Genomic DNA, 20,078 nt, shown 5'->3' on the forward strand with positions numbered 1-20,078 from the left:
GATGAAGCACACACTCGTGCCGGCCCTACTTGCCCGCGGTGACGGGCTTGTCGAGCGGGTACTTCCACTCCCACTCGACCTGCTCGGCCTTGGCGTCCTTCTTGGCGTGGAACGCGAGCCGCAGCCGCTTCTCGGTGACCTCGGCCACGACGGACCCCTTCTCCGACTGCCCGGTGTTCACGCAGTCGAGCACCCTGTCCTCGCCCTCGGGCTTGTACCTCCGCGGGCCCGTGCCCGTGTGCCCGTAGAAGTAGGCGATCACGTTGTACGGCTTCACCGCCGCGTAGAACGCGGCCCAGTCCTCGGGGTGCCACCAGTCCGTGTCGACGCCGCAGTGCGACACGATGATCACCGGCCGCCCGCTGTCGCCGACGCTGGCCTTCAGGTCGTCCTTCACGAACGCCAGTGCCCCCTGCGGGTCGTGCCACGGCAGCGAGTACCGGACCTTCGCGTGCTGCGTGTCGGCGGGGTACAGGTTGGTCTGCACGAAGTGGACCTTGTCCCAGTCCCACGAGTAGTGCAGCCCGTTCTCCGAGACGTTCCCGATCCGCCCGGCCTTCTTGCGCGCGACGGTCCGCTCCTTGATCTTGGCCTGCACGCTGAACCCGAACTTCTCCTTGCCGACCGGCGGGCCGTCGTGGTTCCCCCACCCCTCGTACACCGGGTACTTGAGGAGCCCGTCGGTGGGGCGCGTCATGGGGCGACCGGCGGGGGCGTGTGGGGGTGTGCAACCTACTCCGTCGCGGGGCGGGCGAGATTCACCCGGATTCGGTGAACGCGTCGCCGCGGCGCTCAGCGGGGCGGCCCACACGGTGGCGGTGAACGCGCGGAAGCGGACGGCCGTGTGGTCGGCGCCACGCGGGTCGCACGCGAACACCCCGACCACGAGGTCGGCCCGCCCGTCGAGGAACTCCGGGTGCCGGGTGGCGAGGGTGCCGGTCGCCCCGGTGGTGCGGTTCTCGACCGCGACCGCGAACTTCCCGCCGGTGCGCGACAGCCGCACCCGCAGGTCGTCGCCCGGGGCGCCGAGGCCGACGAAGTACGCGTCCTTGTCGCGGCCGTCGCGGGTGTTCACCACGAACTGGCGGTACGCGTCCGGCGCCCGCTGGCTCACCAGCCCGCCGCGCACGGCCCGGTCGCCGGGATTCCCCAGTTGCCGGCGCCGGGCCGGGCCGGCGCGGCGAGGAGGCCGACCGCGCCGCCGCCGATCGACACCCCGAGCAGGAGCGAGGCGGCCGCCACCCACCGCGCGGACCGCGGCGTGAGGGTCCGGGCCGCGGGCGGCCCGCCCGGCGCCGCCGGCCGGGGAATCCCGGCGAGGGTCCGCGCGGCGGCGGCCCGCGACGCGACCTCCAGCGCGAGGTCCGTGTGGGTCCGCGCGTACCGGGCGAAGTAGCCGTGGGCGGCCGCGTCGGTGCGGAGGAGCCCTTCGAGTTCCGCGAGGTCGGCGGCGGCGACGGTCTCATCGAGGTACGCATCGACCAGTTCGCGGAGCCGGTCGGAGATCGGCGGCTCGGCCGAGGTGCCGGGGCTGCTGTCAGCGCACCAGGTCCCCACCGTGACGCTCGGGAGGAGGAAGCCTCGGGCGGCGCCGAGTTGGCGGCGCTCCCGGCCCAGGTCCACAGGGCAATGGCGGCCGGGGCCCACGCGAAGTTGATAATGTGCCGCGACGTCGGCCTGGCCGCTCCCGCACGGCGTGACCGCCGACCGCGCCTACGCGGTGGCGGGGTACGATCCGCAGGCGCAGGTGGTCCGGGTCCGGAACCCGTGGAGTCAGACTACGGCGTCGAGCTCAAGCCCGGCGTGAGGCCCAGCCTCGACCACGGGTACGAGGTAGCCAGGGACATTTCTCCGCCCCGCTCCACGACTTCGAGAGGTGTTCTCGGACTTCTACTTCGGGACCCCGACTGCCGCGAAGAAGTAGCGTGCCGCGCCGGGGTCGGTGCTGCACGACATGTGGTGGGGCCGGGGAGTTACTCAGCCGCGGGTGCGACCCTCCGCCGCATTAACGGGGGGCCGGGAACCTCGATCCCGGGTCCGACCCAGTGGAGTGCTGCGACACGGGGCCCCATTGCCGTTCTGTCGCGATATCCGCCATCGCTGGCAGGGCGAGTTCGTCGTCCGTCGGTACGGTGGCGGGTTCAAGGTCGGGTGGGTCGTGATCCGTCGCCCTCGCCCACACGGTCCCGCGATGCCCCACGAGCGGAATACCGATCGCAGCCGGCCCTGCTGATTCGAGCGCGTTGGTGGAGCGTTCCGAGGCACACGCCCAATCGCAACGATCGAGACCGAACGGCCACCGCGAGCCACGATTCCGCTTGTGACTCGAAGCGACGGGCGCACTGTGCCCGGTCGTCACCTTCTCAGCGACGACCGCCGGCGTGGGTAACGGAGATCGTTCCACGAGGGCTCAGCGACCTGGGTGGCCATCTCGGTACTGCAGGTCGCCGCCGCGGTCCTCATGACCGCGGTCGGGCCGGTGCGGGACTCTCCGCTCCGGCAGCCGATCCTGCCGGCACGCCCCCATTGCCCGACGCTTTGGAGCCGCGAAGGCGCACGAGTAACCGGAGGTCTTATTGTAACGGTCGCGCAATTAACCGAGACGGGCCGGCGCCCGCGTTCTAAGCTCCCGGATCGTGCCCGCACCGTCAGGAGGACCGCCATGACCACCCGCCGCACCGGGGCCGCCTCGGCCGCCGCACTGCTCGGCCTCGCCCTCACCGCGCTGGGGGTCGACGCCGGCCTCGGGACCGACGCCCGGGAGGAGGTGCGCGGGCACGAGGGCGACGCCGCGGCCCTCGACGCCCAGCGGGTCCGCGGGCGCCGCGAGAGCGAGGCGTCGGGCCGGGTCGCCGCCCGAGTGATCGCGGGGGACGTGTCCCTGTCCGCGGCCGTCGACGAGTTGGAGCCGGCCCTGCGGGAGCGGCCCGGGTTCGACTGTGCGTGGGCCGACGACCCGCCCGCGACGTTCCGCCACCGGGTCGCCCGGTACGTCATGGTCCGCGTGGCCGTTGAACTCGGACACGACCCGGCCCACCGAGCCGCGGCCCTCGCGCGCCTCGACGCTGAGTACGCCACCCTCCGGTAACCGCAACGATTCGCCGTCTGCGGTCGACCCGCGCCCCCAGCGCGGCACGTGGGCCTGATCTGGGCGGTGGTGCAAAAGTTGGAGCCGGCCGCTTCCCCAGCAGCCGGCGAGGCACTCCACCGCGTCGTCGCGGACCGCGGCCCCGGCTACCGTTCGCCCCAGCAGCGTGTGTACCGGTTTGTGCACCAGCAGTGACACCGCTACCCGCCGCCCGTCCGGAGCCCGCGTCCGCTCCACTGACGGCGACCCCAGGTCCAGAAGGTGGAGGTCGTCAGCGGCCACGGCGAGCACAAACGCGGCGACCGTGGCGGCGACTCCCCGAGGGCCGGCCGATCGTGCCAGTGTACCCCTGGCTGTGGCCAATCGTTGTGTGGGAACTGTGACGGCAACCGCGGGGGCGGTTCTTGTGGTGCCGGCGACCAGTCGGGATCGGCCCAGTTAGAGGAGCAGATGCTGCCGCGGCCACAGCCCTCTCAGAGTGGGACCCATCCCCGACTCTCGACCGGCCCTGTACTCGATCCGAAGGGGACCGCGGTCCACGTTCGCGAAGGGAATAGGAGCGTGCGGTGCGTGGCGGGAACCGGGCGCGCGAAGAGACCGGCCACGGTGCCCTGAACTGTCGCCCATTCAGCTCAGGGTCCGCGGCCGGTCTAGAGGAATCATACCCGCGGAGCGATCGCGAAGCAAATCGGCCGACGAAAGTTCCGACAATCCGCGTCCGCGCCGCGTCCGAAATCCCGACGCGGTTCCAGCTTTGACGGGCATTTTCATGGTCTCAAGTGTCGGCGATTCCGCCTGCGGCCGAACTTAGCGGTCCGAGAACAGTTTCACGCCGCCCGTTCCAAACCGCGTGCTAGGGTTGAACCAATCGACGAGACAAAGAGCCCGTACCGCCCAGTTTCACCAAATGCTCCTCGCTCCCTGTCCCGGTTCGCCTGAGGGACACCGCCCGGGTCGGGTGAGGCCGCCCGCGCCCTCGCTTCCCCGACCCGGACGGACATACACCCCCGCCGGCCGCCCAGACGCGCCTCGCTCCTGGCGCGACGCCGACTCGGGCCGGACCGACCAACACTCCTTCCACAGTTCGTGGCGGTTCAGCTTCTGGCGGAGGGCGGACTCGGCCTGGTCCCGGTCGGTGACCCGGGTCGGGACGGCGGTCACGGCAGTGGCTCCGGCGGCGCGGGCGACGCACGGCGGGTATTGAGATGGCGCCGGGAACGTGTCACCGGCCGCACGTCGGCCCGCAACTGCCGTTGCCACTGCCGGTTGATCCGGCTCCAGCCACCGGCAGCCTCGGCCGCTGGCTCTTGCCCGACGCGTGGCGGGACTCTGGGTTGGGGTTGCCAGCGGTCGCGGGTGGTCGTCAAGATGTCCGGCCGGGCGACGAATCTTGTACCAGCGCCACCGGCGGGCGCCCTCGGAGTGAGCAATGGGAGAGGTGGACTCGGACGAAGGGGCACGGGCCCTGCTACGGGCGCCGCTGCGGGTCGACCGGCTCCGGTGCGGGGCTGTCCGGGTGGCGAAGGCCGGGATCGTCGGCGTCGGGGCGACCCTCGTGGACGCCGCACGGGACTGGGGCAGCAAGTTCGCGGTCGCGGTCGCGCACCCGCACTGGCCCGCCGACTGACCGCGCCCGCGGCAGCGACGCAGATCCCGCGGCGACCCCCACCGGTCAGTGGCAGGGCCTCCCAACTCCACTGCCGGCACCGTCACAGGCGCGACTGACGGCACCCGTGCTCCGGGCCGCTCAGGCCACAGGGATGCCCAGTTGCAGGAACCACCCGGCTCGGTCCCAGTACCCCCGCTGGTGGACGATTTGCCCGCCCTCGATGCGGAAGAACCCGCACCCGCGGAGGGTGAACGTCCTGCCGCTCGGGGCGTGGCCGGCGAACGCGCCGAGCCACGTCGCCCCGCCCGACCATTCCGGTGCGACCACATCCCCGTCCTGGTACACCGCCTCGACCCGGGTGTAGCTGTCCGGGAAGGCGGCGAAGAAGTCCCTGGCACCGCGGATGATCGCGTCCCGCCCGACGGCCGGCTCCCCGGCCGCCACCTGGTGGTTCGTCGCCCCCGGGTGGTACAGCGGGACCAGGGCGTCGGCGTCCCGCTCGTTGAACCCCTTCACCCACGCGAGCAGCACGTCCTTCGGCGACATTCGGGGCTCCTGTGTCACAGGCCGGAGCGGGGCTATCGGAAATGGTTCCGACCGCAGTGCCAGCACCGCTTCCCCGCAGTCCAGGTAGCGGTCGGTGGCCGGGGAGTGCCGGGACGACTCGACGACGAAACCGCACTTCTGCAGCACCCGTAGGGAAGCCGCGTTGCCGGTGGCGACGGCGGCGAACAACGGGCGGATGGCGACCTCTCGGAGCACCAACTCCAGCGCCCGGCTGGCGATCCCACGGCCCCAGTACGCCCGGCCGATCCAATACCACACCTGGTCCCGGCCGTCGCTCGGGAAGCCGGAGATGCACCCCGCAGGTCCTCCCCACCGACGAGGACCGCCCTGGGGAGGACCTGCGGGTCGGCCGGCGACTCCACCCAATGAGCATCGAACATCCCCCGCGAGCGGGGGAGGGTGGCCGCCATGCGGTTCGCATCCGGGTCCCAGTGTGACTCGTACACCCAGGGTAAGTCGGCCGGGTCTACCGGTCGGAGGCGAACATCGGCGGTCATGACGGCAACTCCTGTAACGGCTATGCTCTGTTCCCTTCCTGACTGGCCATCGCGGCGATCATCGTCGGCGGCAGGTTCGTCACCCCGCACTGCCGGAGCATGTTCACCACCTGGGCGACCGTGTAGTGGGCGTGGGTGCAGACGTGGAGCAGGACGTCCGAGCGGCGGAGGCTGAGACGGGTCTGAAGCGCGAGACTGTACCGGGTGACGGCCTCCCCCAGCGCCTCGGGCGGCAGCCCCGCCAGGTAGTCGGTGTACCGCCGTTCCAGAGCCTCCCACTTCTGCCGCAGGTCCGGGAGGTCCGCGATCCCGCCCTCGCCGAGCTGGTTACCGGGCAGCTTTCCTGGCACGTCGCCCGGAGCCACGGCCGCCTCGTTCCCCTGGAGGGCCGCCAACCAGACGTACTCGGCCCCGTAGAGGTGGAGCAGGGACTTCCAGACGGAGCCCTGGCCGATCGGGAACGCCGCCCGCAACTGTTCGTCGCTGAGGGCGGACGCGGCCGCGAGCAGGTTGCCATTCACCCAGGCCCGGTGCTGGTGGAGGCGTTGCAACATCTCGGTGGCGGTCATCGATTCCTTCTCCCGAAATGGGAACGGAAGGACAGTGTCCGGGGCTTCGAGGTTCGGGGCCACCCGAGACGGAGCCGCGTGCAGTTGTCCGGCGGCTCCCGCCGGAACCGCACGCGCCCGACCTTCGCGGACGCCTCCTCATCGCCCGTGACAGCGTCCCGGACCGTGACGACCTGCGGCAGACGCGCCAACGAGATGCCGTACAGGCATGGCCCCGCCCCACGGCGGAAGCCGAGTTCGCTCGCGCGGGCCGTCGCGGCCCTGTTCGCCGCGGTGCTGGTGCCGGACCGGTTCTTCGGTCGGCCCGCGGAGCGGACCTGCTCCAGCGTCGGACCCGCACGGTCAGGGACTATCGGCCGCGGGGGCCAGGGATCACCAGCGGCCTTCGGCGGCGATTCCTCACCGCCGTCCCGACTGGCCGCCCCATGCCGCGAGGCGGGCCACAGGTCAACACGGCGCGGCTCACTAAGGTGGGGGTATGGCGGCCGACGCGAGCGCCTTCATCAGCGGCACCACGCACGCTGCGCATGTGGGTCGCTGTCGTCGCAGTGCCGGACCAGCTCACACAGCCGCTCCACGTCGCACATGTCATCGCGGAGCCGGTCGAGGTTGCGAAAGCCCCCGGCCTGCACGCCCAGCATCACACTGCGGAGCCGCAACAAGGCACACTGCAGCGCGCCTGCCCGCGGGTCGTCGAACAGGTCGGTGCCGGGGGCGTCGCTGACGACGGCCGCCCCCATCAACGGCCGGTCGGGGTACAAGGTGCAAATGATGTCGGCCTGCCGGAGGAGCTGCCGCCCGGATGCCATCAGATCGGACCGATTCATGATCGCACCAGTATCGGAGACGTGAGGGTGAAATGCGAACGGCAGCGTCAGGGTTGTGCGAAATGCGTGCCCTCAACTGTCGAAATTATCTCCCGAGTCGGGTTATGCACGAGTGCCGAATCCGACTCGTTCACCTTCCCCCGAGCTTGACGTAGTTCGCTTCCGCCGCGGACTGCCCGTCGGCCCGCATCCAGCGCCTTCTCCTTTCGTGCTTTGGTCAGGTGTTGCCAGTGGTAACACCTACAGGTGAATGTCCTTGTTGGCCGGCTTGACCGACACCCCGGCCGCATCAGATTACCCTCCACTACGCGAGGAGCGGGGAGGACATCAACCGTCAGCTGGCCGCAGACGCCCGCATCAGTGTTTCGGTGATGATGTCGAGCTACGTCCGCGAGACGGACGAGCAATTGCGTCAGTTGAGCAACCGGACGTACCGGTGGAGCGTGGCGAACCTCCCCACCGAACTGGCGAACCCCACGGGGCACGCGGGCGATCCGAGTGGGAACCTGGAAGAACCGCTGAAGGCGGCCGTCGAGAGGAAGGACCGGCCGCTCGTGGCGGTACTCACACAGTGACTGTCGGGCGGGACGTCGGGGGTTCTCTGCGGGTGAGGTCTCGTGAAATCTTGTGAACGGGCTGGTTCGTCGCGAAAGTGGCGTTTACAAACCACGGCTGCGAAACGAAGCAACCCCTGGCGAAATCAGGGGTTGCTTGAGTATGCCCGACAGGAGTTGAACCTGTAACCTTCGGCTCCGGAGGCCGACGCTCTATCCAGTTGAGCTACGGGCACTTGCACCCTCAGGATCGGCAGGTCGGAGGTTGCCCGTTTACCCGATACCTGATGGTAAAGAGAATTCTACTCACTCGCGACGCGATTACAACCCTCGCCCAACGAGAACTCGCCCGGCCATCAACCCGGCGGTTCCCGGCCGGAGCGGCGGGGTGCCCAGAGCAGTGTCGTCAGGTGCCGGTTCCTCGCCTGGCGTGAACGGCGTGACCCCCTCTCCGCAGTACTCCGGCCGACCCCGACGCGTGTACCCAGGCGGGTCCGCTGGCCCGCACTCCTCGGAACGGCCGCACGCGCCGCACCCGCCGCACCTCTTCGTCCGGTCCCGCCGGTTGTGCGGCCGAGGGGGCGACCCGGCCGCGCGCGGGCTCGTTGTTCGGCTGCGGTCCCGGCTGTCACACGGTCGATGTCATGCTGATCGCACCGCGGAGGACATCATGAACGGGGTGTTGCTGGTCATCGCGGTCGCATGCGCGACCGTCCCCGACGCCGCGGCGGCGGACGACGCCTACTACCTCACGTTGTTCACCGCCGAGGCGACCCCGTACCGGCCCGAGAAGACCCACACGTTCCTCGCGATCACCAAGGTCCCCGGGGACGGGGGAGCGGTCGAGAACCGCGAGATGAGCTGGTTGCCCGCGACCCTCAAGGTCCGCGGGGTGGCGCTGCGGCCCGAAACGGGGGTGAACCTCTCCGTGGCCGAGACGCTCAAGGTGTGCCGCCGCGAAAACATGCGGGTGTCGGTCTGGGGGCCGTTCCAGATCAAGGCGGAGCTGTACTGCCGGTTGAGCAACCAGATCGACCGGCTCGGCGAGGGGAAGATCAAGTACAAGGGGACCGACAACCTGTACCCGTCGCCGGTGGCGATGAACTGCTACCACGCCATCTGGAACGTGTCGCACCCGATGCGGAAGTTCGTCGGGCCGTTCACCAGCGGCGACACGACCGGCGGCAAAACTGTCCACCTGTTCCGCGAGTGGATCATCTGCCCCAAGACCACCCACGACGATATCCTGAAGGTCGTCGGGGTGGACCAGGAGCCGCTCGTCCGCCGGAGCCACGACTACTGGCCGACCCACGCCGCCGCGCTCCGCTCGTTCCTCGGTCGGTACTGACCGCTCACCCCTTCGCGTAGGCCCGTTTCACCTTGCGGGCGATGAGCCAGTTGGTGAGCCGCGGGAAGAACGTGTTGAACCGTAGGAGCCGCCGGGCCTCGCCCCCGAACACCACCTCGCGGCGGTTCCGCTCGACGGCCGCGACGACCCCCGCGGCCAGCTCGTCCGGCTTCATCCCCTCATGGAACCGGATCTCGACGCGGCCGTCGGTGCGGAGCAGGTGGTCGCCGAACCCGCTGTTCGTGAGCCCCGGCACGAGCGTGACGACGTCCACCCCGAACCGCGTGAACTCGCCGCGCCACGCCTCGGACATCCCGACGAGCGCGAACTTGCTCGCGGAGTACTCGGGCCACGCCGGCATGCCCTTCCGCCCGCACATCGACGTGAGGTTCACGACGGCCGGGTGGCGGCCGTTGGTCAGGTGCGGCATGGCGACCCGCGTCAGTTCCACGGGGGCGAAGAAGTTCACCTCCATTACCTGTCGCATGATCTCCGGTGTGGAGGTGGCGAAGTGCCCGTGGCTACCGATGCCGGCGTTGTTCACCAGCAGGTCGAGCCCGCCGAACGTCTCGACGGTGCGGTCCACCAGTCGCTGCCGGTCCTCGGGCTTCGTCACGTCGGTCGGCACGACCAGTACGTCCCCGCCGGCGGCGCGGAGGTCGGCCGCAAGTGTGTTGAGGGCGTCGGCGTTCCGTGCGGCGAGTGCGACCCGCGCCCCGGCCTTCATCAGCGCGGCGGCGATCGCGCGGCCGATGCCGCCGCTCGCGCCCGTGAGGATCGCCCGCTTGCCCGCCAGTTCCCGCCGCATGGTGCCCCCTCCGCTCGCGGACCCGGACGGTTGACCCCGCCCGCAACCCCCGCTACGATCAAGCTCTTGAGCCCATCACCCCGACGGACGCCCCGACCCACATGCTGAACAAGCGGATCATTCCCTGCCTCGACGTGGACCGGGGCCGGGTGGTGAAGGGCACGAACTTCGTCGGGCTCCGGGATGCCGGCGACCCGGTGGAAGTTGCCCGCCGGTACGACGAGCAGGGGGCCGACGAACTCGTGTTCCTGGACATCTCGGCGAGCCACGAGGGGCGGGCCATCCTGCTCGACATGGTCCGCAAGGTCGCCGAGCAGATCTTCATGCCGTTCACCGTCGGCGGCGGCATCCGCACGCTCGACGACGCCACCCAGCTTATCCAGGCCGGGGCCGAAAAAGTCAGCCTAAACTCCGCGGCCGTCAACACGCCCGAACTGATCGCCGAAGTTTCCCGCAAATTCGGCACCTGCGCCACCGTCGTCAACATCGACCCGAAGCGGGTCCGGCGCGACGGCCGCGAGGTGTGGGAGGTGTTCATCAACGGCGGGCGGAAGCCGACGGGCCTCGAAGCGGTCGCGTGGGCCCGGCGGGTCGAGGAGCTGGGGGCCGGCGAGATCGTCCTCACGTCGATGGACGCCGACGGCACCAAGAACGGGTACGACCTGCCGGTCCTGGAGGCGGTGACCCGGGCCGTGAACATCCCGGTCGTCGCGAGCGGCGGGGCCGGGCACCCGGAGCACCTGCGGCTCGCCTTCGAGGCCGGGGCCGACGCGGCCCTGGCCGCCAGCATCTTCCACTACAACGAGTTCTCGATCCCCGAAACCAAGGCGTACCTCGCCGCCCGCGGGGTCGCGGTCCGGTTGTAGTCTCTCGAGCCACGGGGTTCACCCCCGTGGTCAATGGAGTACACGGACCACGGGGGGTGAACCCCGTGGCTCAACAAGTCATCGTCGCACCACGGGAGCCCCCAGCATGTCGTCCCCGCCGCCCACACCGAACGCCCTGAACTCGTCCGAGCCGGGGCTGAAGGTCGCCGCGCCCGTGCCCGGCGAGCCGCAGATCAACCAGCTCTTCCGCACGGTCATGCTCCACAAGGGGTCCGACCTGCACCTCAAGGCCGGGCTCCCCGGCATGATGCGGCTCCGCGGCGTCATCCAGAAGATGAACACCCCGGTGCTGACGCAGGAGACGCTCGAGAAGCTCGTCCTGCCGATCATGAAGGAGAAGGACAAGAAGGTGCTGGAGGAGACCGGCGGGGCCGACTACGCGCACGTCATCGGCAACGACGAGGCCCGGTACCGCGTCAACCTGTTCAAGCAGCGCGGCAAGTTCGCGATGGTCGCCCGGCTCGTGAACCAGACCATCCCGTCGTTCGAGAAGCTCGGGCTGCCGGCGACCATCGAGAAGCTGTGCCACTACGAGCAGGGGATGGTGCTCCTCGCCGGGGTGACCGGGTCGGGCAAGTCGACCACGATCGCGTCGATGATCGACTACATGAACTCGACCGAGGCGCTGCACATCCTCACCCTGGAGGACCCGATCGAGTTCATGTTCACCGACAAGATGTCGATCGTGAACCAGCGGGAGATCTTCCTCGACGTGTGCGACTGGAAGACCGGGCTGAAGCACGCGGTCCGCGAGGACCCGGACGTGATCCTGGTCGGCGAGATGCGGGACTCCGAGACGTTCGAGTCGGCCGTCCACGCGGCCGAGACCGGGCACGTCGTGCTCGGGACGATCCACGCCTCGAACGCCTTCAGCACCATCGACCGCATCCTCGGGCTGTTCCCGCCGAGCCAGCACGGGGCCGTGCGGCAGAGCATGGTGTTCAACCTGCGGGCCGTGGTGGCCCAGAAGCTGCTCCCGAGCTGCCGGCCGGGCGTGTCGCGGGTGCCGTCGAACGAGATCATGATCGTGAACCCGACGATCCGCGACCTGATCCTGAAGCACAAGGACGAGAAGCTCCTGGACGCGATCCGGGCGTTCTACAACGAGGGCATGATGGACTTCAACGAGAACATCCGCATCCTGTGCGAGCGCGGCGACATCGACCGCGCGACCGCACTGGAGTTCTCGCCCAACCCCGAGCAGCTCAAGATGGCCCTCAAGGGCATCAAGGTCGCCGCGTCGGGCCTCGTGTGAGGATCCGCCTCCCGCGGTCGCGCCGTTCGCGGTCGCGCCCGTTGAGGTGGGGCGCGAGATCGGTTGCGGGGAGTTGGGGGAGGGGTCTTCGCGAACGACGCCGAGGGCCTCGCAAAGACGCCCAACTCCTCGCGAACGAGGCGAACTCTTCGCGAACGACGCCGAGGGCCTCGCAAACGAGCCCAACTCGCCGCAGCAGTCGTTCACGTCAAACCAGAATCCGGACCTCAACTCGTGTGATCGACCGACGGGTACACCCGACACGAACGCGGGAAAGGCACGCCGCCCCTGGAGCGATACGTGAATCGCCGTTGAGGTCCTCTCGGTTACGGCGGTGGGGTTCGCATCGCGGCGCCGACCCCGTCGGTTACACTCCGGCCGACGAGTTCGAGCCACCGGTCCTCGAGCATGTTCGCATAGGGCACGGGGCGCAGGCCCATGTGCCCGAGCGAGTAGGCGTCGTTCACCTCGACCAGCACCGTGCGCCCGTCGGTCGTGACGCCGAAGTCGATCCCGTACGCGGCCGGGGCACCGGGCCGGTACGCGCCGACGGCCGCCCGCACGGTTTCGCAGTCCGGAGCGGTAAACGGGTCGCCGTTGTAGTGCCCGACGCCGATGACCTCGTTCCGCCGCACGAAGTACCGCCACTCGGAAACGAACGACACCACGTCGGACGCCCACACCGCCAACTCGTCCGGGTGGTGGGCCGTCGGGATCAGGTCGCGGAACGCGGACCACACCGCACCGTCGAACGCCTTTTGGACCTCACGCGGTTTCACGAACACCGGCTCCGCGGTGTCGCCCGTGAAGCGACTGCGGACGTCCCCGAGGGTCGTCGGCCACACGCGCCGGCCGAGGTACGGGTGCAAGAGCGCCGGGAAGTCGATCGTCTCGGGCGCGGCCCCGAGGCGGCGGAGCGCGTGCAGCACCGTCGCGACGCCGCCGACGACCAGGGTCGTCGGCGCGACCTCGACGCGGCCGTCGCGGAGGTCCGGCCACTCGAAGAACGAGATCGGGTACGCCTTGCGGTCGAACCCGCACCACGCGACCCACCCGTTGACGGTCGGGAACTCGCCGTTCTTCTTCTGGATCAGCACCCGATCAATCACGGTCGGACCCTCGCTGGTGTGCCCGGTCACCGCAGGGAGGCGGGAACGGGACGGTGGGTTCGCACGGGGGGCGGTCCGGACCGCACGCTGATCGGAACCGGGCGCGTCGTCCCACTCATCAAACTTTCACGCGCGGCGGGCTACAACTCCCGTAGCTGATTCTCACACTTCTCACCCAACCCCGTGCTGCCATGACGTACACCCGCTGGATCGCGGCGGCGTTCTTCCTCACGGCCCTCGGTCTCGCGGCCGCGGACGTGGTCGGCGCGCCCGCCGTCGCCCCGCCCCCGCGGCTGATCGGTGACCTCCGGGGGTACCGGACCGCCGCCGAAGCGGTCGCCGCCGACCCCAAGTTGTTCAAGTCGGCCGTGTCCACCTCCCAGGGCGGGGCCGGGTACCTCGGCGTTCTGGTCGAGGACCGGAACGGGAAGCCGGTGGTCGAGGCCGTGGAACCCGAGTCCCCCGCCGACGCGGCCGGGTTGTCGGTCGGCGACGTGCTCCTGAAGCTCGATGCGGCCGGCCACGCCACCGCGGCTTCGGTGCGGGACGCCCTCCGGAGCCGCCTCGCGGGCGACCAACTGAGCGTGACAGTCGAGCGGCAGGGGAAGCCGGTCACGGTGACCGCGACGCTCCGGCCCACGTCGAAGCCGATGAGCGCGACCGCGGGCCGGGCCGTTCTCGGCATCACACTCGGTCCGAAGCCGGCCGCCGGCTCCGGGGTGAAGGTCGACGCCGTCACCCCCGGCGGCCCCGCGGACCTGGCCAAGGTGAGGGCCGGCGACGTGCTCCTGAAGGTCGACGGGAAGGACGCGGACGGGGCCGACGGGTTCCGGGCCGCGGTCGCCGAGAAGCGGCCGGGCGACCGCCTGGAACTGCTCCTGGAGCGGGACGGGAAGCGGGTCGAGGCGAGCGCCGTGCTGGCCGCCGAGGAGGCCCCGAAGGGCGGCCGGGCCGGCGGTTGGGACGACCGCATCCCGAACGCCTGGCGGAAGCCCACCTACCGCCTCGCGATCATCGGGGTCGAGTACCCGGACGTGAAGCACAACCCGAAGATCAAGGACGCGGACTGGGAAGAATCGATGTTCAGCCTCGGCCGGTACCAGGGCAAGTCGGCCACGGGGGAGCCGGTCCACGGCAGCATGAACGACTACTACCGCGAGCTGAGTTCCGGCACGTTCAAGATCGAGGGCGCGTTCGTCGGCTGGGTCGAGGTGTCGAAGAAGCGTATGGACTACACCACCGGCAGCGGCACCGACACCCGGGAGAAGACGGCCCTGCTGACCGAGGCCATGACGAAGCTGACCGAGAAGAACAAGGACGCGCTGAAGGACATGGACGGGGTGTTCTTCATCTACGCCGGGGGCCGGGTGCAGACCACCCGCGGCGGGCTGTACTGGCCGCACCGGGCCAGCGTCTCGTTCGGCGGCAAGCGGTGGCCGTACTTCATCGTCCAGGAGGGCGGCCCCCGGATGAACGACATCAGTGTGTTCTGCCACGAGTTCGGGCACATGCTCGGGCTGCCGGACCTGTACGCGCGGCCCGAACTGCCGGGGTCGGAGGGGGCCGGCGTGTGGTGCGCGATGTCGAACCAGAACGGGGGCGGCAGGCCGCAGCACTTTTGCGCGTGGAGCAAGGAGCAACTCGGGTGGGTGAAGCCGACGGTGCTCGACCCGCGGGTGAAGCAGAAGCTGATCCTGGCCCCCATCGAGGACGACCCGACCCAGTGCTACAAGGTGATGGTGCGGGCCGACGGGTCCGAGTACTTCCTGCTCGAGAACCGGCGGAAGCGGGGGTTCGACGAGGCGCTCCCGGCCGAGGGGCTGCTGATCTGGCGCGTGGTGAACAACCGGCCGATTCTCGAGGAGTCGCACGGCGTGGACGGGGCGACCGGCCCGCGGGTGTTCGTGGGATCGGTGCCGTACCCGAGCGCCGCGAACACGTCGTTTACCCCGTACACGGTGCCCAGCAGCAAGAGCCAGCTCGGCGGCGGGCTCCCGGTCCACCTCACGAACATCCGACGCCTGCCCAACGGCTGGATCACCTTCCACATCGGCTACGAGTACCAGTGACCGCCCCGGGTGGCGCGGCCCCGTGAACGGGGCCGCGCTGCAACAGGTTCACCTCTCGCGGCCCCCGGACCGGGGCCGACGCAGGGAGACGGGGCGGAGGTGACAAGGGCCGGCGTTCCACTTCTGAACCTGTTCTTCTCGGGTTCTGGCCCCCGGTGCAACCCGCCCCGCGGTCCGGTTGTACGCCCCCCGCGGCCCGCAAAATCGCCGCACCCCGCCCAATCGCGATTGCCACCTCAGAGCGCCCGGAACAAGCTGAGCGGGGTACACCACGAGGAACCGCAATGCGCTGCCGCTCGCTCCTGATGTTGGTCCTGGTCGCCGGCCCGCTCGGCGCCGAACAGCCGGCCGCGGCCGACCCGGCCCGGCTCACCATCGACCGCATCTTCGCGTCGGACGACTTCAAGGCCGAGCGCGTCCCCGCGGTGAAGTGGCTCGACGGCGGCGCGTACACCACCCTCCAGCCGCGGAAGCAGCCGAAGGGGTGGGCCGACATCGTCCGCGTGGACGCCGCGTCCGGGAAGGCCGAGGTGCTGGTCGCCGCCGAGAGCCTCGTCCCGGCCGGCGAGAAGGAGCCGCTCGCGGTCCACGGGTACGCGCTCTCGAAGGACCTCGACGTCGCGCTGGTCTACACCAACTCGGCCCGCGTGTGGCGGCAGAACACCCGCGGCGACTACTGGACGTTCCAGCGGTCCACGGGGACGCTCGCGAAGCTCGGCGGCGACGCGAAGCCGGCGACGCTCCAGTTCGCGAAACTGTCGCCCGACGGCACCCGCGTCGGGTACGTCCGCGACAACAACCTGTACGCCGAGCCCGTCGGCGGCGGCCCCGCGGTGCGGCTCACCACCGACGGGTCCGAGCAGGTCATCAACGGCACCTTCGACTGGGTGTACGAGGAGGAGTTCGGGTGCCGCGACGGGTGGCGCTGGAGCCCGGACGGCAAGGCGGTCGCGTACTGGCAGCTCGACACCCGCGGCGTGAAGACGTTCACCCTCGTGGACAGCACGCAGGGCTCGTACCCGGTGCTGAAGACGTTCGCGTACCCGAAGACGGGCGAGCGGAACTCGGCGTGCCGCGTGGGGGTGGTCCCCGCGGCCGGCGGCGAGACGAAGTGGGTCGACGTCCCCGGCGACACCCGCACCGACTTCTACATCCCACGGGTGGAGTGGGCCGGCAGCGCGCGAGAACTGCTCCTCCAGCGCGTCAACCGCCTCCAGAACGCCGTGGACGTGATGCTCGCCGACGTTCACACGGGGAAGTTGAAGACCGTTCTGACCGAGCGCGACGGGGCGTGGGTGGACGTGAACGACGACGCCTGTGAGTGGGTCGAGAACGGCGCGGCACTGACGTGGGTGAGCGAGCGCGACGGCTGGCGGCACCTGTACTTCGCAAGCCGCGACGGGGCGACCGTGAGGCGCGTCACCCGCGGCGCGTTCGACGTCATCAAGGTGCTGCACGCCGACGAGAAGGCCGGGCAGGTGTACTTCATCGCGTCGCCCGAGAACGCGACGCAGCACTACCTGTACCGAGCGGCGCTCGACGGCAGCGGCACGCCCGAGCGCCTCACGCCCGCGAACCAGCCCGGCTGGCACGACTACGACGTCGCGCCCGACGGCGCGCTCGCGGTCCACACGTACTCCTCGTTCGGCACGCCGCCGCGCGTCGAACTCGTCTCGCTGCCCGACCACAAGGTCGTGCGCACCCTGGTCACCAACGACAAGCTCCGCGAGGCGATCGCGAAACTCGCCCGGACCCCGGCCCAGTTCATCCGGGCCGACATCGGCGGCGGCGTGGAACTCGACGGCTGGCTGATGAGGCCGGTGAACTTCGACCCCGCGAAGAAGTACCCGGTGATCTTCCACGTCTACGGCGAGCCGGCCGACCAGTCGGTTGTCGACCGCTGGGGCGGCGACCGGTACCTGTGGCACCTGATGCTCACGCAGCACGGGTACGCGGTGGCGTGCCTGGACAACCGCGGCACGCCCGTGCCCCGGGGCCGCGAGTGGCGCAAGGCCGCGTACCGCCGGGTCGGCACCATCGCGTCCGAGGACCAGTCGGCGGCGGTGCGGCACCTGCTCAAGCAGCGGCCGTACCTGGACCCGGCCCGCGTCGGCGTGTGGGGCTGGAGCGGCGGCGGGTCGCTGACGCTGAACCTGATGTTCCGCCACCCGGACCTGTACCGCACCGGCGTCGCGATCGCCCCGGTTCCGGACCAGAAGCTGTACGACACGATCTACCAGGAGCGGTACATGGGGCTGCCGCAGGCGAACGCGGCCGACTACGAGCGGGGCTCGCCGATCACGCACGCCGCGGGGCTCAAGGGGAACCTGTTGCTCGTCCACGGCACCGGCGACGACAACTGCCACTACCAGGGCTCCGAGTTGCTCGTGAATAAGCTGATCGAGCTGAACAAGCCGTTCACGCTGATGGGGTACCCGAACCGCAGCCACTCGGTGAACGAGGGGAAGAACACGACGCGGCACCTGCACGCGCTGTTCACCCGGTACTTCGCCGAGAACCTCCCGTCCGGGCCGCGGTGACGCGTGTCGCGGGGCCGCGGCGCGCCGTACCATGACGCTGCCGCGCCCGGCCCCACTCTTCCCACGCTCGAGTTGCCCATGAAACCGCTGTCGCTACTGATCCCCGTCGCGCTCCTCGCCGCGTACGCCCCGGCCGCCGACGCGCCGGCCGTTCCCGCGTCGCCGGTCGCCGTGAAGAAGGAACTGCTGTTCTCCGACGACTTCGAGGCCGCCACGCCGGTCAAGGAGTGGCACAAGGTGGTGCCGACGTTCGCGGTCGAGAAGGGCACGCTCAAGGGCACGCAGACCCGCGACAAGACCGCCCCGGCGGCCGACGGCAAGCCCGCCGTCACCGCCCACGCCGCCGTTCACGGGCTGGAGATCCCTACGAAGGACAGCATCGTCGAGGTGAAGATCAAGTTCGACGGCGCGACGATGATCGACGTCGAGTTCGACGACCGCAAGTACACCGGGGCGCACTACGGGCACATCTGCCGCGCCCAGGTGCGGCCAAACGGCGTCACGATCATCGACGAGCGCGACGGCAACATGCGGAACGACATCTACGAGATGAAGAAGGACCCCGCGAAGAAGGCCGAGGTCGCCAAGTTGCTCGCCGGCCGCAGCGCAACGTTCCCGGTGAAGCTCGAGCAGGGGAAGTGGTACGCGGTGGTCGTGGAGACGGCCGGCGAGGAGATGCGGGTGTCGATCGACGGCACGGCCGTGGCGTACCTGAAGTCGTCCGGCATCGGCCACGCCACGAAGTCGAAGATCGAACTCGGTGTCGCCGGCAAGGACGGGTACTTCGACGACATCAAGGTGTGGAACGCCGAGCCCGCGAAGCGGTAAGCCGTGTTCCTGGTGGGGCGGACACTCGTGTCTGCCCCGCCGCTGCTGTGTTGAAATCCGTCGCCTCACGCGGGCCGCCATGGAGGGCGGCCCCTACAAACCAAAGGCCAATCTCTGGTAGGGGCCGCACTCCGTGGCGGCCCGCCAACCACTTCAAGCGGATCCCGACAGGATTTCAACACAGCACCCCGCCGCCTCACATGGCAGGCACGAATGCCTGCCCCACCAAAGGCGACTCCGCCCGTGGGCTCACGCCCGCCCCGTCTCACGCCCCGAACAGCGAACGGATCGGCTTCCCGTCGTCGGTGATGGGGACGGGCCGCGGGCCGCCGGTGAGGGTCTTCGACGGGTCGATCCCCAGCGCCGCGTAAACGGTCGCGTGGAAGTCCGGCACCGACACCGGGCTCTCGACGACCTTCTTCGCCAACTCGTCCGTCACGCCGAACGCGCCGCGGTGCTTCAGCCCGCCGCCGGCCAGCACGAGCGAGAACGCCGTCGCCTGGTGGGCGCGGCCGCCGCCGCCGTCGAACTCCGGGGGCCGGCCGAACTCGGTGCCGATCACGATCAGCGTCTTGTCGAGCCGCTTTCGCGACTCCAGGTCGGCGATCAGCCCCGCGAGCGCCGCGTCGAGTTCCTCGATGAGCAGGTGCTGCTTCTGCTGGCCCTCGTTGTGCGTGTCCCACCCGGTGCCGTTGAGGAAGTTCAGGTTGTGCGACACCTCGACGAACCGCACGCCCGACTCGGTGAGCCGGCGGGCGAGGAGGCACCGCTGGCCGAACTCGCCGCCGTAGCTCTCGCGGAGCTTCGCGGGCTCAGACTTCAGGTCGAACACGCTCATGAACTGCGGGCCGGCGAGCTTCAGCGCCTCGCCGACGGCCTGGTCGTACCCCGCGACCGGCGCGGCCGCCGCTGCCGACTTCCGCAGCCCGGCGAGGAGCCGCTCGCGGTCGGCCTGGCGGTCGGTGGGCACGTCGGCGGGGCGGGTGAACCCGGCCGGGCCGGCGTTCGTGTCGGTGAGGTACACGTACCCGGCTCTCGGCCCGAGGAACCCCGGCCCGCGGGTCACGTTCGGGTAGCCGATGAGCACGTAGGCGGGAACGCCGTCGGCCGCCGCGCCCTTCTCGTGCGCGACGACCGAGCCGATCGACGGGTACTGGATCGTGCCCGTGGTCGGCCGGCCGGTGTGGACCCGCAGCGTCGCGGCCGCGTGCTCGTTGATGACGTCGTGGTTCACGGTGCGGACCGCCGTGACGCGGTCCATCAACTTCGCCGTCCGCGCGAGGTGCTTGCACACCCGCACGCCGTCGACCGCCGTGGGGATCGACTCGTAGGCCGAGCCGGCCTTGCGGGCCTTGGCGTCGCCGAGTTGCTTCGGGTCGAATGTGTCGGTGTGGGCCATGCCGCCGCCGAGCCACAGGAAGATGCACGAGTCGGCCGTGCCGCGCGTGTCGGCGGCGCTGAGCCGGGGCGCGGCCAGCGCGGCGGCGGCGGCGAGGAACTGGCGGCGGGTCGGGGTCATGAGA

Annotated in this window: 17 protein-coding genes, 1 tRNA gene and 1 pseudogene; 9 read left to right on the forward strand and 10 right to left on the reverse strand. The window is 70.2% G+C overall.

What is annotated here, in order from left to right; genetic code table 11:
• Nucleotides 1-25 precede the first annotated feature (25 nt).
• Together ACTIGN_RS26600 and ACTIGN_RS26605 are read right to left on the reverse strand one after the other, a co-directional pair.
• Nucleotides 26-1,129, reverse strand: coding sequence for a hypothetical protein (locus tag ACTIGN_RS26600; protein ID WP_439629572.1), 1,104 nt, complete (start codon nucleotides 1,127-1,129; stop codon nucleotides 26-28).
• Nucleotides 1,111-1,557: a hypothetical protein gene (locus ACTIGN_RS26605; RefSeq protein ID WP_439629573.1), complete on the reverse strand. Its 447-nt coding sequence runs from the start codon at nucleotides 1,555-1,557 to the stop codon at nucleotides 1,111-1,113. The genes ACTIGN_RS26600 and ACTIGN_RS26605 overlap by 19 nt, the downstream gene beginning before the upstream one ends.
• Before the next feature lie 1,105 nt (nucleotides 1,558-2,662).
• Here ACTIGN_RS26605 and ACTIGN_RS26610 point away from each other — a divergent pair.
• Together ACTIGN_RS26610 and ACTIGN_RS26615 are read left to right on the forward strand one after the other, a co-directional pair.
• The gene (locus ACTIGN_RS26610; RefSeq protein ID WP_439629575.1) at nucleotides 2,663-3,088 is read left to right on the forward strand and encodes a hypothetical protein; all 426 of its coding nucleotides are present in this window, start codon (nucleotides 2,663-2,665) and stop codon (nucleotides 3,086-3,088) included.
• Nucleotides 3,089-4,517: 1,429 nt separating this feature from the next.
• Nucleotides 4,518-4,715 (forward strand): hypothetical protein, encoded by a 198-nt coding sequence (locus tag ACTIGN_RS26615; protein ID WP_439629577.1) that lies wholly within the window; start codon nucleotides 4,518-4,520, stop codon nucleotides 4,713-4,715.
• Between the two features lie 120 nt (nucleotides 4,716-4,835).
• On the opposite strand, the gene ACTIGN_RS26620 is transcribed toward ACTIGN_RS26615, so the two are convergent.
• From ACTIGN_RS26620 to ACTIGN_RS26635, 4 genes and pseudogenes are all read right to left on the reverse strand, one after another.
• Nucleotides 4,836-5,243, reverse strand: coding sequence for an ester cyclase (locus ACTIGN_RS26620; RefSeq protein ID WP_439629627.1), 408 nt, complete (start codon nucleotides 5,241-5,243; stop codon nucleotides 4,836-4,838).
• Between the two features lie 135 nt (nucleotides 5,244-5,378).
• A pseudogene (locus ACTIGN_RS26625) lies at nucleotides 5,379-5,630 on the reverse strand (GNAT family N-acetyltransferase); the annotation flags it as partial.
• Nucleotides 5,631-5,781: 151 nt separating this feature from the next.
• Entirely contained in the window at nucleotides 5,782-6,330 is a 549-nt protein-coding gene (locus ACTIGN_RS26630; protein WP_439629579.1) for a DinB family protein, read from the reverse strand.
• 503 nt (nucleotides 6,331-6,833) lie between these two features.
• Entirely contained in the window at nucleotides 6,834-7,157 is a 324-nt protein-coding gene (locus tag ACTIGN_RS26635) for a hypothetical protein (RefSeq protein WP_439629581.1), read from the reverse strand.
• Nucleotides 7,158-7,528: 371 nt separating this feature from the next.
• Here ACTIGN_RS26635 and ACTIGN_RS26640 point away from each other — a divergent pair, with 371 nt between their 5' ends.
• Nucleotides 7,529-7,732: a hypothetical protein gene (locus ACTIGN_RS26640; protein WP_439629583.1), complete on the forward strand. Its 204-nt coding sequence runs from the start codon at nucleotides 7,529-7,531 to the stop codon at nucleotides 7,730-7,732.
• 141 nt (nucleotides 7,733-7,873) lie between these two features.
• Here the strand turns inward: ACTIGN_RS26640 and ACTIGN_RS26645 are convergent.
• Nucleotides 7,874-7,947: transfer RNA gene (locus tag ACTIGN_RS26645), tRNA-Arg, on the reverse strand.
• Between the two features lie 434 nt (nucleotides 7,948-8,381).
• Between ACTIGN_RS26645 and ACTIGN_RS26650 the strand changes: the two genes are divergently transcribed.
• Nucleotides 8,382-9,059 (forward strand): hypothetical protein, encoded by a 678-nt coding sequence (locus tag ACTIGN_RS26650; RefSeq protein WP_439629585.1) that lies wholly within the window; start codon nucleotides 8,382-8,384, stop codon nucleotides 9,057-9,059.
• Nucleotides 9,060-9,063: 4 nt separating this feature from the next.
• On the opposite strand, the gene ACTIGN_RS26655 is transcribed toward ACTIGN_RS26650, so the two are convergent.
• Nucleotides 9,064-9,867, reverse strand: coding sequence for an SDR family oxidoreductase (locus ACTIGN_RS26655; protein ID WP_439629587.1), 804 nt, complete (start codon nucleotides 9,865-9,867; stop codon nucleotides 9,064-9,066).
• A 101-nt stretch (nucleotides 9,868-9,968) separates the two neighbouring features.
• Between ACTIGN_RS26655 and hisF the strand changes: the two genes are divergently transcribed.
• Nucleotides 9,969-10,733 carry an imidazole glycerol phosphate synthase subunit HisF gene (gene hisF / locus ACTIGN_RS26660; protein ID WP_439629589.1) on the forward strand — a complete coding sequence of 255 codons (765 nt, stop codon included), beginning with the start codon at nucleotides 9,969-9,971 and terminating at the stop codon, nucleotides 10,731-10,733.
• Nucleotides 10,734-10,839: 106 nt separating this feature from the next.
• Nucleotides 10,840-12,009 carry a type IV pilus twitching motility protein PilT gene (locus tag ACTIGN_RS26665; protein WP_439629591.1) on the forward strand — a complete coding sequence of 390 codons (1,170 nt, stop codon included), beginning with the start codon at nucleotides 10,840-10,842 and terminating at the stop codon, nucleotides 12,007-12,009.
• 326 nt (nucleotides 12,010-12,335) lie between these two features.
• On the opposite strand, the gene ACTIGN_RS26670 is transcribed toward ACTIGN_RS26665, so the two are convergent.
• Nucleotides 12,336-13,118: an ATP-grasp domain-containing protein gene (locus ACTIGN_RS26670; RefSeq protein WP_439629593.1), complete on the reverse strand. Its 783-nt coding sequence runs from the start codon at nucleotides 13,116-13,118 to the stop codon at nucleotides 12,336-12,338.
• Nucleotides 13,119-13,309: 191 nt separating this feature from the next.
• Between ACTIGN_RS26670 and ACTIGN_RS26675 the strand changes: the two genes are divergently transcribed.
• From ACTIGN_RS26675 to ACTIGN_RS26685, 3 genes are all read left to right on the forward strand, one after another.
• Nucleotides 13,310-15,187, forward strand: a complete 1,878-nt coding sequence (locus ACTIGN_RS26675) for a M6 family metalloprotease domain-containing protein (protein ID WP_439629595.1) — start codon at nucleotides 13,310-13,312, stop codon at nucleotides 15,185-15,187.
• A 284-nt stretch (nucleotides 15,188-15,471) separates the two neighbouring features.
• Nucleotides 15,472-17,727: a S9 family peptidase gene (locus ACTIGN_RS26680; RefSeq protein WP_439629597.1), complete on the forward strand. Its 2,256-nt coding sequence runs from the start codon at nucleotides 15,472-15,474 to the stop codon at nucleotides 17,725-17,727.
• A gap of 78 nt (nucleotides 17,728-17,805) precedes the next feature.
• Nucleotides 17,806-18,555, forward strand: a complete 750-nt coding sequence (locus ACTIGN_RS26685) for a hypothetical protein (RefSeq protein WP_439629599.1) — start codon at nucleotides 17,806-17,808, stop codon at nucleotides 18,553-18,555.
• Between the two features lie 265 nt (nucleotides 18,556-18,820).
• Here ACTIGN_RS26685 and ACTIGN_RS26690 read toward each other — a convergent pair whose 3' ends face one another.
• Nucleotides 18,821-20,074 carry a DUF1501 domain-containing protein gene (locus tag ACTIGN_RS26690; RefSeq protein WP_439629601.1) on the reverse strand — a complete coding sequence of 418 codons (1,254 nt, stop codon included), beginning with the start codon at nucleotides 20,072-20,074 and terminating at the stop codon, nucleotides 18,821-18,823.
• Nucleotides 20,075-20,078 lie beyond the last annotated feature (4 nt).

The organism is Gemmata sp., from assembly GCF_051859125.1.
Lineage (GTDB): Bacteria > Planctomycetota > Planctomycetia > Gemmatales > Gemmataceae > Gemmata.